This is a genomic window from Marinobacter sp. B-21 (assembly GCF_056857895.1).
The window spans coordinates 182422-198014 of record NZ_JBSXNZ010000088.1; the positions used below are offsets into that span (position 1 = coordinate 182422).

Here is a 15593-nt window from a genome sequence, read left to right on the forward strand (position 1 = left end):
GCCAGCCCGAGTTATTCCGCTACTCTGTTCGAGAACATTTTGAAGAACCAAAGGACACCAACCATGCTCAGGCGTACCAAAATCGTCGCCACCCTCGGCCCAGCAACCGACTCGCCGGAATCCCTGGCCGCGATCATTGCGGCGGGCGTAGACGTCACCCGACTGAACTTTTCCCATGGCAGCGCAGAGGAGCACATCGGCCGCGCCCGCCGCGTTCGTGAAACTGCTGCTGCGCAAGGGCGGTTTGTCGCTCTCCTGGCCGATTTGCAGGGTCCGAAACTCCGTATTGCCCGCTTTACAGAAAACAAGGTTACGCTGAAAGCCGGCCAGACCTTCATCCTGGATGCCGCCATGGACAAGGAAGCCGGCACCGGGGAAAGAGTCGGAATCGATTACGAGCAGCTGATCCGGGACGTGGAGCCCGGCGATATTCTGGTCCTTGATGACGGCCGTATCGAAATGGAAGTTCAATCCGTGGCTGAGCACAGCATCACCTCAACGGTACTGATCGGCGGCCCCCTTTCCAACAACAAGGGCCTGAACAAGCGTGGCGGCGGGCTTTCTGCCGAGGCGCTCACCGAGAAAGACAAACAGGACATCGTTACCGCAGCCAGGCTGGGCGCCGATTACGTTGCCGTGTCCTTTGTCCGGACGGCGGAGGACATTCACATTGCCCGCCGCCTGCTCCGGGATGCAGGCTCCGATGCGGGCCTCGTCGCCAAGATCGAACGTGCCGAGCTTGCCGACGATGTGGAAGCACTGGATGCGGTTATCGAGGCTTCCGACGCGGTGATGGTTGCCAGAGGCGATCTTGCCGTTGAGATCGGCGATGCCCAGCTGGTAGGCGTCCAGAAACACATCATCTCCCGGGCCCGGGTCCTCAACCGTGCGGTGATCACCGCAACCCAGATGATGGAATCCATGATCACCAGCCCGATGCCCACACGGGCGGAAGTCTCAGACGTTGCCAATGCGGTGATGGACTACACCGATGCGGTGATGCTCTCTGCCGAGACCGCCGTGGGTGATTACCCGAAAGAAGCGGTGGAAGCCATGGTGCGTATCTGTCTGGGCGCGGAGAAGCACCCCTCCATGCACCAGTCCAAGCACCGGATTCACGAGAGCATGGAAGAGGTAGATGAGGCCATCGCCCTGTCTGCCATGTACGCCGCCAACCACCTGGAGGGCGTCTCGGCCATCATCTGCATGACCGAAACCGGCGCCACGCCCCGACTGATGTCCCGCATCAAGTCCAGCTTGCCGATCTTTGCGTTCTCGCGCCATCACTCAACCCAGCATCGGGTTGCCTTGTTCCGGGGTGTTCAGACGATTCCGTTTGATTCGGCAAAGATTCCGAATGAGCGGACCAATGCGTTGGCGGTGTCTGAACTGGTCAACCGTGAGGCGGTCAGGGAAGGCGACCTGGTGGTGATTACCAAGGGTGATTATGTGAATGCCCAGGGCGGAACCAATACCATGAAGATTGTTCGGGTTGGTTCTGATATTCGCTGATTATCGTTTCTTTTCTTGAGCCCGCTGCTATTGGTGCTTGACCTTGTAGTCTGATGGTTGAGTGCCTGGCAGCGGAGGAAAGCCCCTGCCCAAAACCGCTCCAAGCACGTCCCTGTGGCTTGACTCCGGCCATCCATGGCCACAGACATTTTTGGAAACGGTAACCCCACTACCTCCATCCTTCCTTTCTGAAAAATCCCTGGGTGAACGATTTTCCGCAATGGATATAGGTCGAAATACAACTGAATCCAATCCGACCACCCGGCTTTCATTGATTTGCTACGCGATATCGTTCGGTCAGACAGAGCTCTTTGGGGCGGGGCTTGCGGGAATGTGGCTGGCCAGGGACGGCCAGCCTCAAGCGCACATGGATGTGCTCGTAGCGTTTCCCGGAAGCCCCGCCCCAAAGTGCGCCTACTCCAATACTCACAGGCTAGAAGGAACAGACCACGGATCAAAGATCAGCCAGGCTACCACGCACAATTTCGGTGATCTGCGACCAGTCTTTGGCCGCCACCACATCAGGCGGCGTCAACCAGGTACCGCCAACAGCCTGGACGTTGCCGAGGGTCAGGTAGTCTGCCGCGGTGTTGCGGCGGATGCCGCCGGTGGGGCAGAAGGTGACGTCCGGGAAGGGGCCGCCGAAGGCTTTCAGGGCGGGGATGCCGCCGGCGACTTCGGCCGGAAAAAATTTGAACTCGCGGTAGCCCAGGTTGTAGCCGACCATCAATTCCGAGACGGTAGCAACACCGGGCAACAGCGGCGCTTCGGAGGTCAGGGCGAATTCCAGGATGGCCTCGGTAACGCCCGGGGTAATCACGAACTGGGCGCCGGCGGCTTCGACCTGGCGATATTGGGCGATGCTGGTGACGGTGCCCGCACCTACCCAGGCGTCCGGGATGGCTTTGCGGACGTTTTCGATGGCCTGGATACCGTGCCTGGTTCGCAGGGTAATTTCCAGAACGTTGATACCACCATCGACCAGCGCCTGGCACAGGGGCACGGCGTCGTCGATGTCGTTAATGGTGATCACCGGTACCAGAGGGGAGGAATTCAGTACCGCCCTGACTCGCTCGCGATGATAATCGGAAAGTTGGCTCATAATCTTCTCCATAATCGATTCAGGGCGTTTCAGGGACTCCAGAACACTTGCAGACCGGGTTTCAGGAAGGCCCTGACGGGCATTTCCATAACCCTGTCCATATCGGAAATTGCTTTTTCCAGGGTGTCCAGTTTGTCCTCACCCTTGAGGTGCAAAGCCGTGAATCGTGCGTCCCTAAGCGGCGGCCAGGTCAGGGTAATGCGCTTCTGGGGCTGGGATGCCGGTGTTGCAGCAGAAACGATATCCTGGCACTCCGGACTCATGGCGTGGGCCAGTTCCGGGGCGTCCGGAAACAGGGAGGCGGTGTGGCCGTCGTTACCCATGCCCAGAACCAGCACGTCCAGTGGCAGGGCCAGGTCCGCCAGCTCCGCTTTCACTGCACCCAACCCCTCTGCGGGCGTGGCGCCGGGTTGTTTGAGGGACAGAAATCGAGCCGATGCTGCGTGGTTCTGCAGCAGGTTGCCCCTCACCAGACGGGCATTGCTCGCAGGGTCGTCTTCGTCTACCCAGCGCTCGTCCGCCAGCAGAACGTCTACCCTGCTCCAGTCGAGGTTCTTATCAGACAACGCCTTAAAAAACGGCAGGGGCGTGGAGCCGCCGGAAACAACAAGGCTGGCCCGCGGCGCTTGTTTCAGGCGAACAGCCAGAAATTCAGCGACAGCGTCGGCAAGGTTCAGGGCCACTTCATCCGGGGTTTCTCCGAACCGGGCCTGCACGCCCTCGGGCAACCGCAGATCAGACATCCTCATACCAGCTCCTTCCATCCCGGGTGATCATGGCGATGGATGCAACGGGGCCCCAGGTTCCGGCGGCGTAACGCTTGGGCGGTTCGCCGCAGTCTTTCCAGTTCTGGATAACCTGGTCCACCCAGCGCCAGGCGTGTTCCACTTCGTCCCGGCGTACAAACAGGTACTGATTACCCTTCATCACCTCCCAAAGCAGACGCTCGTAGGCGTCGGGAATACGGTCCGTATCGAAGGTTTCAGAGAAGGTCAGCTCAAGCGGGCCCTGGCGCAGGCGCATGCCCTTGTCCAGACCCTGGTCCTTGGTCAGGATCTTCAGGGACATGCCCTCATCCGGCTGCAGGCGAATGATCAGCTTGTTGTTGGCCAGGTGCTTCTGGTCCGGGTCAAAGATGTAGTGCGGCGCCGGCTTGAAGTGAATGATGATCTGCGACAGCTTCTCGGGCAGGCGCTTGCCGGTCCGGATATAGAAGGGCACGCCGGACCAGCGCCAGTTGTCGATCTCGGCTTTCAGTGCCACAAAGGTTTCGGTGGCGCTGCCCTTGTTGGCGCCCTCTTCTTCAAGGTAGCCGGGAACAGGTTTGCCATTGCTGGTACCGGCGGTGTACTGACCACGAACCACATAGCTGTCCATCATGTCCGGCGTAATCTGTTTCAATGCCTTCAGAATCTTCACTTTTTCGTCCCGGATGCTGTCCTCGGACAGGTCCGAGGGCGGGTCCATGGCGATCAGGCACAGCAACTGGAGCAGATGGCTCTGGATCATGTCGCGAATCTGGCCGGCCTTGTCAAAATAGCCCCAGCGGCCTTCGATGCCGACACTCTCTGCCACTGTGATTTCTACGTAGGAGATGTGATTCTGATCCCACTGGGACGCAAACAGGTTGTTGGCGAACCGCAGGGCAATCAAATTCTGAACCGTTTCCTTGCCCAGGTAGTGGTCAATACGGAACAGCTGGTTCTCGTTGTAGACCTCACCCAGCTCGTCGTTGATGACCTTCGAGGATTCCAGGTCGTGGCCGATCGGCTTTTCAACCACTACCCGGGTCTTTTCGGTGCAGCAGTCGGCCGAACGAAGGTTTCTGGCGATGACGCCATACATGGATGGCGGCGTTGCCATGTAAACGATGAGCTCGTTGTGGGCATCATCACGCCACTCGTTGAGGACACTGAACCCTTCAGAATCGTTAAAATCCAGAACCTGATAATCGACACGCTGCAGAAAGGTTTCCGCCAGGGCCGGATCGAACTCTTGCGGCTTTACATGCTGCTTGAGCTTCTCAAGCAACTGCTGGCGCACGGTTTCAGTATCAGCGTCAGTGCGCGCAACCGCCAGCACCCGGCTACCATCGGCCAGCAGGTTTGCGCGCTCCAGCTGGTAAAGGGCCGGGAACAGTTTACGCTGGGCGAGGTCGCCCAACGCGCCAAATAGTATCAGGTCACAACGGGTAGTAATCTTGTTGACCATTGGTTCCTTCTCTCTGGTGGACAGTCGACGGCAAGAACTCACCGACAGACCTTAATGTAGTAATTTTAAACAAATAATGGCATCAAAGAAGGATTTTTCCAAGAAAAAACTGCATTTCATGATATTTTTACTACCCAAAAAGCTGGAAAAAAGCGGTATAATCAGCGCGTTTTTTACGATAACGACCGCCCAAGATTCAGGGAGTACCATTGATGGCCGCGAACCAGGCGCACCGTGACGACAATCTGCTTGAGGACATCCAGTCCAGGCTGGACAGCCTTAACAAATCCGAACGGAAAGTGGCCGAAGCCATTCTCCGCGATCCAAGCGCGGCCACCCGATACAGCATAGCCGCCCTGGCGAGGGCGGCGGACGTCAGCGAGCCTACGGTTAACCGTTTCTGCCGGGGCTTCTCGGCCACCGGGTTCCCGGACTTCAAGATTCGCCTGGCGCAGAGCATTGCCACCGGCACCCCCTACATCGGCCAGAATATCGAACCCGACGACACCGTTGCCGAATTCGCCGACAAGATCATGCTCAGCACCATTGCCAGCCTGGACAAGGCCCGCCAGGCGCTGGACCCGAAAGCACTGGCCACCGCTATTGACTACCTGATCCAGGCCAAACAGATCAATTTCTTCGGCATGGGCGGCTCCGCCTCGGTCGCACTGGACGCCCAGCACAAGTTTTTCCGTTTCAATATCCCGGTCATGTCCTACGACGATGCCCTGATGCAGCGAATGGTTGCCGCAGGCTCCAACGTCGGTGATGTGATCGTGCTGATTTCCTACACCGGCCGGACCCGGGAAACCGTGGACATTGCCCAGCTGGCGCGCGCCAACGGCGCCACTGTGATCGGCATCACAAATCCGGACTCGCCCCTGGCGGAAACCTGCACGGTGGTATTGGGCGTTACCGCGCCAGAGGACACCGAGGTCTACATGCCGATGTCGTCACGCATCATTCACCTGACCGTTATCGATATTCTGGCAACCGGCGTAACCCTCAAGCGCGGCGCGGATTTCCTCGGCCATCTCAAGAAGATCAAGGAAAGCCTCAAGCCCACCCGGTTCCCGCCAAACGAAATCTGACCACCGCCACAGAAAAATAGCAAAGCGACCAATAGAGGGGCTTATCCTCCTGCGCCCCCAATCCGCAGTATACGGCTTTTACTCTGACGCCTCCGGCCAAGTGTCTCAGACCTATATCAAGAAGGCTGAATAAAAAAAGCCCGGGCGAAATATTACGCCGGGCCTTCTTTTACAACCGCGCTGTTACATCCGCAGGGCGCCAGGCGGCGCCCTTTTTCCTGGCGAAAATCAGGGGCGATCTACTTCGGCCTGATTTCTCAGGAACTGCTGATAGGCGGCATACTCCCGCTGCCCCTCAAGCGATGCCAGGAAATCGCGAAGCTGGTTCAGTTCCGTGCCGTCGTCGGCAACCTCGCCGTCTTTGACTGCTTCCAGTGCTACAACGGAGGAAGCATTCGCTGTCACCGTTTTGCCGTAGCGGGCTTCGCCTTCACCCGGACGCGGCAGCGAAAACGCTTGCTGCATCACAGCGGGGGCTGCTTCGGAGGAGTTTCTGGCCAGACTCTCGTAGCTGACCCATTCCCCCACGCTCTCAACAGGCTCTCCCGCCTCAAGATCCGCTATGATTGCATCCGCCCTTTCAACAAGGGCTTCACGGGTCTTGCGTTGTTCCAGCGTCGCCCGGATATTCTCACGAACCTCTGCCAGAGGCAGCTGCTCCGCCTCGTGGTATTCGCGTACCCGCGCCACAACGGACACATTGTCGCCCACATCAATCAGCTCGGTATTGTAACCCGCCTCCAGCACGTCTTCGGAGAACAGCTGCCGAACCAGGCCGCCGTGATCAAACGGTGCCTGACCACCTTCCCGGGCGATTCCCTTGGCTTCACGCACTTCCAGTCCAAGTTCTTCCGCAGGTCCGGCCAGATCGTCTGCCGCGTAGGCGGAATCCGCGAGCTGGGCCCGAACCTCGGCAAAACGCTCTCGTGCCTTGTCACGGGCCAGTTCCCGACGCAACTGACCGCCAATCTCCGACAGCGACGGTACCTCGGACTGTCGGACGTCCTCCAGACGAATCAGATGGACGCCGAATGACGTCCGTACCGGCTCGGAAATTTCGCCTTCTTCAAGGGCAAACAGAGCCTCTTCAAAGGCTTCATCGTAGATACCCCGGCCAGCATAGCCAAGATCGCCACCATCTTGCGCCGAGATGGTATCAATGGAGTATTCCTTCGCCAGGTCAGCAAACGACTCTCCGGCCTCCAGACGCTTCTGGATGGTTGCCATGGTCTGGTCGGCTTCGCTGCCCTCCTCGATCAGGATATGGGACGCACGGCGCTCCTCACTGGCCAGATCAGCGGCACGTTGCTCATAATAAGCCTGGAGTTCCTCATTGCTGATCTCTATTTTCTCAGCCAACGCTCCCAGGGAAAGCGTGATGTACGCCGCATCCACCCGTTCAGGCTTCTGAAACGCGCCTGCGTTCTGCTGGTAGAATTCCTCAACGTCAGCATCGGTCACTGAAACAGTGTCTGCAACCGCACTGGCAGGAATGTCGAGAACCCGAAAACTCCGGGTCTGATTCTGGATGCGTAAAAGCTGGGCTGCATTCTCATCAGCAACAACAGCGCTCTGGATGATGCCTGCCCTGATCTGGTTGAGAACATACTGCTTCCGCATTGCCTCACGGAATTCTGCGACACCCATCCCCATGTTGCGAACCGTGGCAACGAAACGGTCACGATTGAACTGGCCATCTACCTGGAACTGGGGCATCCGGGTGATCAGCGCGTCAACGTCAGCGTCGTTGAGCGCAAGACCCTGGGCATTGGCATCCTGAATCAGAACCTGCTCCCGGATCAGGGAATCGAGAACGTCTTTACGAATCTGGTCTTCATTGAGCAAGGACGGATCGGGGGTTTCCATTGCGGATAGCCGGCGCTGGCTTTCCATCTGAACCACGCGGAGGAACTCCCGCTCAGTAATATCCTCGCCATTGACGGTTGCCACTTCAGGCTCGCCAGAGAATCCGCCGATAATGGCGTCCATTCCCCAGATGGATAGCGACACAATCAGTACGCCAATAATAATCTTGGCAATCGTGCCCTGGGCATTTTCCCGAATATCTTGAAGCATGTTTCTCCCGAATCCCTGTTCAAGGTCGTGCAGTGTTATTGGTTTCAGCGTGCTGTTACGGTCCGGCTTAACGTAAAAAGGCGCACCCGGTTCGGAATGCGCCTTGAATTCTTCTTGGGTGACTCCCTGTGACAGGAGCCACCGGAGAAAGAACCGTTACTTAACGGCGTCTTTCAGGGCCTTGCCTGCTTTGAACCCAGGCACTTTGGAGGCCGGAATTTTGATCTCGGCACCAGTCTGCGGGTTACGACCGGTACGGGCAGCACGCTCTTTTACGGAGAAGGTACCAAAACCGATCAGGGTTACCTGATCGCCTTTTTTCAGGGCTCCGGTGATGGAGTTGGTCATTGCGTCCAGAGCACGGCCAGCGGCGGCTTTGGAGATATCTGCGGACTCTGCAATTGCATCGATAAGTTCGGACTTGTTCACACTAAACCCCTTCGATTTCAGGTTGAAGATGTTATAGGTTGGTTTGTTTTTTCTCGGGCGTTCTCGACTATCGCATAAGCGGTCAGAGAATTCCATTCTTCAGTTTTCTTATTCCTTGCGGCTTTAAACCGGTGTTCGGAATAGGCACTTACTGCGCGGGAGCCCTTGGTATTGGCTGCTTCACGGCGAAACAGTTATACCAATGGGCTCTCTGGCGTGTCAACAACTCATCAAGGCTTTAATGTGTATTTATGCGTTCTGACGCATCGCCTTCTTCATCACGCGGCTTACCTGAACCGGTTTCCCGTGACGAATCCCCGGCCCGTGGCTCCGGCGGATAAGCCAGTGCAATGTCCAGAACCTCATCAATCCATTTCACCGGTCGAATCTCCAGGGATTCCTTGATATTATCCGGTATCTCCTTGAGATCCCTGACATTCTCATCCGGGATTATAACCGTCTTGATGCCTCCTCGGTGCGCTGCCAGCAGCTTTTCCTTGAGCCCGCCAATGGCCAACACGCGACCTCTCAGGGTGATCTCGCCGGTCATTGCAACGTCGGCCCGAACCGGAATCTTGGTCAGCGCGGAAACCAGTGCCGTGCACATGCCAATACCAGCGCTCGGGCCGTCTTTTGGCGTTGCGCCCTCGGGAACATGGACGTGAAGGTCGTGCTTCTCATGGAAGTCATCGGCAATGCCGAGACCCGGTGCCCGGCTGCGAACCACCGTCAGCGCAGTCTGAATCGACTCCTGCATGACATCGCCGAGGGAGCCGGTTTTGACCACACGGCCCTTGCCCGGGGTGAGCGCACACTCAATGTGAAGAAGCTCGCCACCCACCTGGGTCCAGGCCAGGCCGGTTACCTGGCCGATCTCGTTTTTCTCCTCCGCAAGACCGTATTTGAACTTCTTGACCCCTGAGTAGTCCTCAAGCATCTCTTGCACTATCGTTACGGAGGCTTTGTCGCCACTCTCAACGTGGTTGCGCACCACCTTGCGACAGATTTTCGCGATCTCGCGCTCAAGGCCACGAACGCCTGCTTCCCGAGTGTAGTAACGGATCAGGTCCCGAAGCGTTTCCTCCGGTAGTTTCAACTCGTCCTTACGCAGCCCGTTGGCCTTGATCTGCTTGGGCAGCAGGTAACGCAGGGCAATGTTAACCTTCTCATCCTCGGTATAACCCGGAATGCGGATAATCTCCATGCGGTCCAGCAAGGCCGGCGGAATGTCCATGGAGTTTGAGGTACACACAAACATCACATCGGAAAGGTCGTAGTCCACTTCCAGGTAGTGATCGTTGAACGTGTGGTTCTGCTCCGGATCAAGCACCTCAAGCAGCGCTGACGCCGGATCGCCGCGGTGATCCATACCCATCTTGTCGATTTCATCAAACAGGAACAGCGGGTTCTTCACTCCGACCTTGGACAGCTTCTGCAGGAGCTTGCCCGGCAGCGCACCAATGTAGGTTTTCCGGTGGCCGCGAATCTCGGCTTCATCACGCACACCGCCCAACGCCATACGGGTGTATTTGCGGTTGGTGGCACGGGCGATGGATTGCCCCAGTGAGGTTTTACCAACACCGGGAGGGCCGACCAGACAAAGCACCGGGCCTTTCACCTTCTTCACACGGCTCTGAACGGCCAGGTATTCCAGGATGCGCTTCTTCACTTCATCCAGGCCGTAATGATCCCTGTCCAGGATTTCACGGGCTTTCTCTATGTCATGACGAACACGGCTGCGCTTTTTCCAGGGCACCGCCAGCATCCAGTCGATGTAACCCCGGACCACGGTGGCTTCCGCAGACATGGGTGACATCATCTTCAGCTTGTTCAGTTCTGTTTCTGTTTTCTTTCGGGCTTCCTCAGGCAGGCCGGCTTCTTCCAGCTTCTGCTCAAGCTCTTCGAAGTCGTTATTGCCCTCGCCCAGGTTACCCATTTCCTTCTGGATAGCCTTCATCTGTTCGTTCAGGTAGTACTCGCGCTGGCTGCGTTCCATCTGCTTTTTCACGCGGCCACGAATGCGCTTCTCAACCTCAATCAGGTCGATCTCGCCATCAAGCTTGCCGAGTAACAGATCAACGCGCTTGCGGATATCCAGGGCTTCCAGAAGCTCCTGCTTTTCCGGGATGCGCATTTCCAGATGGGCGGACATGGTATCGGCCAGGCGCTCTAGTTCTTCAATCCCGGTCAGCGCACTGGACACTTCCGAGGGTATCTTTTTGGAGAGCTTCACGTACTTCTCGAACTCGTCCATCAAGGTCTTGATGAGCACCCCTTCCTCACGCTCCGGCAGACTCTCTTCATCCATCAGAACGGCACCGCCCGAGAGGTACTCGCCTTCAGCAATGTCACTGATGGTGGCGCGGGCGTTACCTTCAACCAGCACCTTCACGGTGCCGTCCGGCAGCCTGAGCATCTGCAGAACGGTGGCGAGGGTGCCCATATCAAATACATCCCTGGGGCCCGGCTCATCTGTGGAAGCATCCTTCTGGGCAACCAGAAGAATTTCCTTGCTTCCCTCCATGGCGGCTTCGAGAGCCTGAATGGATTTTTCTCGGCCCACAAACAGCGGGACCACCATGTGCGGAAACACCACTACGTCTCGCAGCGGGAGCAGCGGGTATTCGTGCACGGCATTTTCGGGTATCCGGGTCATAGGGAATCCTCTGACGATATTTCTTTCAGCATATCACCCTTCATTGGGGCGCCGACGTAAATTGCAATATTTTTACCGGAGGGAAAGCAGGGGAATGGCGTAACTAAAATGGGGTCAGATGAACGCGTTCATCTGACCCCCGGTCTGACTTGGCCGCTCATCTGAACGGGCTCAATCCTCAGGAACCGCCTTGGCGTGATCACTGCTCGCGTAGATCTTGAAGGGATCGGAATCGCCACTGATCACACTTTCGTCGATCACAACTTTGCAGACATCATGTTCAGACGGAATCTGGTACATGGTATCCAGAAGCGTTGCTTCCATGATCGACCGCAATCCGCGGGCACCGGTTTTCCTCACCATGGCCTTCTTGGCAACCGCCCGCAACGCATCATCCCGGAAATCCAGCTCGACACCTTCCATATCAAACAGCTTCTGATACTGCTTGGTCAGGGAGTTCTTGGGCTCGGTCAGAATCTGGATCAATGCTTCCTCATCAAGCTCGTTAAGCGTTGCGACCACCGGCAGACGGCCAACGAATTCGGGAATCAGGCCGTATTTGACCAGATCCTCGGTTTCCACGTCCTTGATGACATCGCCCATGTTCTTGGCATCGTCCTGACTGGCCACGGAGGCGGAGAAGCCAATGCTGTTCTTCTCGGTGCGCTCACGGATGACCTTGTCCAGCCCGGCAAAGGCACCGCCACAGATAAACAGCATGTTTCCGGTATCCACCTGCAGGAATTCCTGCTGCGGATGCTTCCGGCCTCCCTGGGGCGGAACCGAGGCAACGGTGCCCTCGATCAGCTTCAGCAATGCCTGCTGCACACCTTCACCGGAAACGTCCCGGGTAATGGAAGGGTTGTCTGACTTGCGGGAAATCTTGTCGATCTCGTCGATGTAAACAATACCCCGCTGGGCCTTGTCGACATCGTAGTCACATTTCTGCAGAAGCTTCTGGATGATGTTCTCGACATCTTCACCGACATAACCTGCTTCAGTCAGTGTTGTGGCATCGGCAATGGTGAACGGGACATTCAGCATGCGCGCAAGGGTTTCTGCCAACAGGGTTTTACCGCTACCCGTTGGACCGATCAGCAGAATATTGCTCTTGCCGAGTTCAACATCGCCCTTGCCCTCTCCATAACGAAGACGTTTGTAGTGGTTGTAAACTGCAACTGACAGCACCACCTTGGCGCGGTCCTGGCCGATGACATACTCGTCAAGGGTAATGCGGATTTCGGCCGGCGTAGGAAGGCGATCGCTCGGCTCGTCCTGTGCATTTTCCTGGATTTCTTCCCGGATAATGTCATTGCACAGGTCGACGCACTCGTCGCAGATGAACACCGAGGGCCCTGCAATGAGCTTACGGACTTCATGCTGGCTCTTTCCACAAAACGAGCAGTACAGCAACTTGCCGCTATCGTCGCCCCTGCCGTTTCTTTCATCTGCCATTGAAATACCTCTGATCTCGTTTTGCCGGCGTCACAGCCTGATACGCCGGACAAGTATGATGCGATTACTTCCAGTATTATTTATTCAGTACGCGCTTATCAAGTATTGAATCAATCAGCCCATACTCTTTCGCCTGCGCCGGATCCATGAAGTTATCACGGTCGGTGTCCTTGGCGATGGTCTCCAGATCCTGCCCGGTATGATGGGCCAGGATTGAATTCAGGGTGTGCCGGATCTTGAGAATCTCACGGGTGTGGATCTCAATATCCGTCGCCTGCCCCTGATAACCACCCAGCGGCTGATGGATCATCACGCGGGAGTTAGGCAGGCAGGCGCGCTTGCCAGCCGCGCCACCGGCGAGCAGGAAGGCGCCCATGCTGGCCGCCTGGCCGACACACAGAGTGGCGACATCCGGCTTGATGAACTGCATGGTGTCGTAGATGGACATCCCCGCAGTCACAGAACCACCCGGGCTGTTGATGTAGAGATGGATGTCCTTGTCCGGATTTTCCGATTCCAGGAACAGGAGCTGAGCCACAATCAGGTTCGCCATGTGGTCCTCTACCGGGCCCACCATGAAGATCACCCGTTCTTTGAGCAGACGGGAATAAATGTCGAACGACCGCTCGCCGCGAGCTGTCTGCTCGATAACAATCGGTACCAGTCCGGAACTGGTCACCATTGCGGGGCCATCAATTGGTTTCTGCGTCATGATGCGACTGGACTCCTTAAGAACAATAGGTCGTGGACTCGTGCCACGGCAGTTTCAGTAATGTTGTACCCCATACTTTGCCAGCAGCAGCCCCAGATGAAAACAGCCGGGCATGCCGGCTGTTTTCAGGGATCGGCCAACAGGGCCGGAATTAATCCTGCCCCGGGGCAAATCAGCGCTGGGGCTGACCAGCCTGCACGGCCTCTTCGTACTTGACCTTCTTTTCTTTCACGTCGGCCTGCTCAAGCACGTGATCAACAACCGCATCTTCCAGCACAGAGGACTCGATCTGGGACTTCTGCTCCGGATTGCTGTTGAAATGTGCAACAACCTCTTCCGGCTGTTCATACGTAGACGCGATCTCCTGGATCTTTTCGTCCACCTTGGCAGGGTCCGCCTTCAGGTCGTTCTTCTTGACCACTTCCTGGAACAGGAGGCCGGTTTTCACGCGGCGCTCAGCCTGCTCCTGGAAAATTTCCTTCGGCAGTTGCTGGAAATCAACCTGGCCACCGAAACGCTGAACCGCGTCCTGACGCAGGCGGTCAATCTCCTGGTCCACCAGCGCAGCCGGGATGTCCAGAGCGGTGGTTTCAAGCAGGCCGTCAACAACGTCGTTCTTGACCTTGTTCGCGACTGCCTGCTTAAGCTCCCGCTCCATGTTCTTTCTGACTTCTTCACGGAATGCCGCTTCATCTTCGGCATCAATACCGAACTTCTTGAAGAACTCGGCATTCATTTCCGGCAACTGGGGCTCTTCGACCTTGTGAATCTTGATTTCAAACCTGGCCGGCTTACCCGCCAGATCTTCGTTGTGATAATCCTCAGGGAAGGTCACTTCGATTACCATGTCTTCACCGGCCTTGCCGCCCACGATGGCTTTTTCGAAGCCCGGAATCATCTGACCGGAACCCAGAGTCAGGCGATGGCCTTCAGCGGCACCACCCTCGAACTCTTCACCGTCGATAAACCCTTTAAAATCAATCGTCAGAACGTCCTTGTTCTTGGACTTGCGGCCGACCTCTTTCATGGTGGCCTGCTGACGGCGCAGGTTGTCGATCATGTTGTCGACGTCTTTGTCGGTGATTTCAGAGGTCAGCTTTTCAACAGAAATCCTGCTCAGATCGCCCAGCTCGATTTCCGGAAGTACTTCGAAAATGGCTACGAACTCAAGGTCCTTGCCCTCTTCCATGGTCTTCGGCTCAAACTTCGGCCAGCCTGCCGGATTAATATCCTGCTCCTGCAATGCCTTGATGTAGTTGTCGCGCATTACCTCGCCGACAATTTCCTGGCGGACGCTGTCACCGAAACGACGCTTGACCACGCTCATGGGCACCTTACCCGGACGGAAACCATTAAGACGCACGGTACGCGCGGTTTCCTGCAGCCGTTTCTGGACCGCCTGGTCGATTTCCTGGGCGGGCACACCAATCGTCATGCGACGCTCGATGTTGGAGGTCGTTTCAACAGACACTTGCATGGAAGATCCTCAAATTACAGGTTCGGTATGTGAATGAAATTAAACCTAAAAGTCCGATTTCGGGAGAATTCCCGCAAAAGGACCGAAAATTAAAAGCCAGTAGTTTATCATGCTTTGCCCCGCCGAGAGAATCACCTGGCAAGGCACTTTGGACCGCACCCTGATAAGACCGGCGAAACCACTTCCGGGGATAGAAATCAGAACTGGGGACAAAACCGGAAAAAGAAAGGCGAAACGAAAAAAGAAAGGAGTGGTGCGCGAGGAGAGACTCGAACTCTCACGGGTTGCCCCACTGGAACCTAAATCCAGCGCGTCTACCAGTTCCGCCACTCGCGCACAACGGGATGAGGAATGGCCGATGACAAGACTGCCATCAATACATTCACCAAACGCGGAATCAAACCTGAAAGAAAAGTGGGGTGGACGAAGGGGATCGAACCCTCGACCGCAGGAGTCACAATCCTGAGCTCTACCAACTGAGCTACGTCCACCACATCGGGACATACCTTTCGGCATTCTCTATTTGACGACCGAATCGTCAAGGTTTCAACTTTGCCGGTTACGGTCGCTCCGGCGCGGACCAAGCCGACGACTTGATGGCGCGCCCGGCAGGACTCGAACCTGCGACCACCCGCTTAGAAGGCGGGTGCTCTATCCAGCTGAGCTACGGGCGCTTGACCGTTCGCCCACCTGAATATCCAGAAAATGGTCGGGGTAGAGAGATTCGAACTCCCGACATCCTGCTCCCAAAGCAGGCGCGCTACCAGACTGCGCTATACCCCGACTGAACTGAACAACAAGTGCTTCAGCAAAGTTGGCGCGCATATTACCGGCGCCGACGGGCTCCGTCAACACGGAATTTTAAATTCCCT

General features: G+C 56.6%; 11 protein-coding genes and 4 tRNA genes. 2 read left to right on the forward strand and 13 right to left on the reverse strand.

Annotated features, from left to right (window positions below; translation table 11 throughout):
- The first annotated feature begins 63 nt into the window (after positions 1-63).
- Positions 64-1512, forward strand: a complete 1449-nt coding sequence (gene pyk, locus AC13C0_RS18945; RefSeq protein WP_117617475.1) for a pyruvate kinase — start codon at positions 64-66, stop codon at positions 1510-1512.
- A gap of 454 nt (positions 1513-1966) precedes the next feature.
- Here pyk and AC13C0_RS18950 read toward each other — a convergent pair whose 3' ends face one another.
- From AC13C0_RS18950 to zwf, 3 genes are read right to left on the reverse strand one after another with little or no spacing between them, the layout of a single operon-like run.
- Complete coding sequence (locus AC13C0_RS18950; protein ID WP_117620274.1) at positions 1967-2614, reverse strand: bifunctional 4-hydroxy-2-oxoglutarate aldolase/2-dehydro-3-deoxy-phosphogluconate aldolase; 648 nt, start codon at positions 2612-2614, stop codon at positions 1967-1969.
- A gap of 29 nt (positions 2615-2643) precedes the next feature.
- Positions 2644-3357, reverse strand: coding sequence for a 6-phosphogluconolactonase (gene pgl, locus AC13C0_RS18955; protein ID WP_117617476.1), 714 nt, complete (start codon positions 3355-3357; stop codon positions 2644-2646).
- Positions 3350-4825, reverse strand: a complete 1476-nt coding sequence (gene zwf, locus AC13C0_RS18960) for a glucose-6-phosphate dehydrogenase (RefSeq protein ID WP_117617477.1) — start codon at positions 4823-4825, stop codon at positions 3350-3352. The genes pgl and zwf overlap by 8 nt, the downstream gene beginning before the upstream one ends.
- Before the next feature lie 212 nt (positions 4826-5037).
- Here zwf and AC13C0_RS18965 point away from each other — a divergent pair, with 212 nt between their 5' ends.
- Positions 5038-5916: a MurR/RpiR family transcriptional regulator gene (locus tag AC13C0_RS18965; RefSeq protein ID WP_117617478.1), complete on the forward strand. Its 879-nt coding sequence runs from the start codon at positions 5038-5040 to the stop codon at positions 5914-5916.
- 228 nt (positions 5917-6144) lie between these two features.
- Here AC13C0_RS18965 and AC13C0_RS18970 read toward each other — a convergent pair whose 3' ends face one another.
- The 10 genes from AC13C0_RS18970 to AC13C0_RS19015 form a co-directional block, all read right to left on the reverse strand.
- A complete protein-coding gene (locus tag AC13C0_RS18970; protein ID WP_482954890.1) occupies positions 6145-7992 on the reverse strand; it encodes a SurA N-terminal domain-containing protein in 1848 nt (615 codons plus the stop codon).
- A gap of 156 nt (positions 7993-8148) precedes the next feature.
- Positions 8149-8421, reverse strand: coding sequence for an HU family DNA-binding protein (locus tag AC13C0_RS18975; RefSeq protein WP_008174603.1), 273 nt, complete (start codon positions 8419-8421; stop codon positions 8149-8151).
- Between the two features lie 238 nt (positions 8422-8659).
- Positions 8660-11077 (reverse strand): endopeptidase La, encoded by a 2418-nt coding sequence (gene lon / locus AC13C0_RS18980; protein ID WP_117617480.1) that lies wholly within the window; start codon positions 11075-11077, stop codon positions 8660-8662.
- A 171-nt stretch (positions 11078-11248) separates the two neighbouring features.
- Entirely contained in the window at positions 11249-12532 is a 1284-nt protein-coding gene (gene clpX, locus AC13C0_RS18985; protein ID WP_117617481.1) for an ATP-dependent Clp protease ATP-binding subunit ClpX, read from the reverse strand.
- A 76-nt stretch (positions 12533-12608) separates the two neighbouring features.
- On the reverse strand, positions 12609-13244 hold the full coding sequence (clpP, locus tag AC13C0_RS18990) for an ATP-dependent Clp endopeptidase proteolytic subunit ClpP (RefSeq protein WP_117617482.1): 636 nt from the start codon (positions 13242-13244) through the stop codon (positions 12609-12611).
- Positions 13245-13416: 172 nt separating this feature from the next.
- The gene (tig, locus tag AC13C0_RS18995; RefSeq protein ID WP_341582171.1) at positions 13417-14721 is read right to left on the reverse strand and encodes a trigger factor; all 1305 of its coding nucleotides are present in this window, start codon (positions 14719-14721) and stop codon (positions 13417-13419) included.
- A gap of 251 nt (positions 14722-14972) precedes the next feature.
- A tRNA-Leu gene (locus tag AC13C0_RS19000) sits at positions 14973-15057 on the reverse strand.
- 79 nt (positions 15058-15136) lie between these two features.
- Positions 15137-15212: transfer RNA gene (locus tag AC13C0_RS19005), tRNA-His, on the reverse strand.
- Between the two features lie 106 nt (positions 15213-15318).
- A tRNA-Arg gene (locus tag AC13C0_RS19010) sits at positions 15319-15395 on the reverse strand.
- Positions 15396-15427: 32 nt separating this feature from the next.
- A tRNA-Pro gene (locus AC13C0_RS19015) sits at positions 15428-15504 on the reverse strand.
- Positions 15505-15593: the final 89 nt, after the last annotated feature.

What these genes read in the sequence shown, in the direction of transcription:
- pyk (WP_117617475.1), top strand. Translation starts at nt 64, where the DNA reads ATGCTCAGGCGTACCAAAATCGTCGCCACCCTCGGCCCAGCAACCGAC.
- AC13C0_RS18950 (WP_117620274.1), bottom strand. Translation starts at nt 2,614, where the DNA reads ATGAGCCAACTTTCCGATTATCATCGCGAGCGAGTCAGGGCGGTACTG.
- pgl (WP_117617476.1), bottom strand. Translation starts at nt 3,357, where the DNA reads ATGTCTGATCTGCGGTTGCCCGAGGGCGTGCAGGCCCGGTTCGGAGAA.
- zwf (WP_117617477.1), bottom strand. Translation starts at nt 4,825, where the DNA reads ATGGTCAACAAGATTACTACCCGTTGTGACCTGATACTATTTGGCGCG.
- AC13C0_RS18965 (WP_117617478.1), top strand. Translation starts at nt 5,038, where the DNA reads ATGGCCGCGAACCAGGCGCACCGTGACGACAATCTGCTTGAGGACATC.
- AC13C0_RS18970 (WP_482954890.1), bottom strand. Translation starts at nt 7,992, where the DNA reads ATGCTTCAAGATATTCGGGAAAATGCCCAGGGCACGATTGCCAAGATT.
- lon (WP_117617480.1), bottom strand. Translation starts at nt 11,077, where the DNA reads ATGACCCGGATACCCGAAAATGCCGTGCACGAATACCCGCTGCTCCCG.
- clpX (WP_117617481.1), bottom strand. Translation starts at nt 12,532, where the DNA reads ATGGCAGATGAAAGAAACGGCAGGGGCGACGATAGCGGCAAGTTGCTG.
- clpP (WP_117617482.1), bottom strand. Translation starts at nt 13,244, where the DNA reads ATGACGCAGAAACCAATTGATGGCCCCGCAATGGTGACCAGTTCCGGA.
- tig (WP_341582171.1), bottom strand. Translation starts at nt 14,721, where the DNA reads ATGCAAGTGTCTGTTGAAACGACCTCCAACATCGAGCGTCGCATGACG.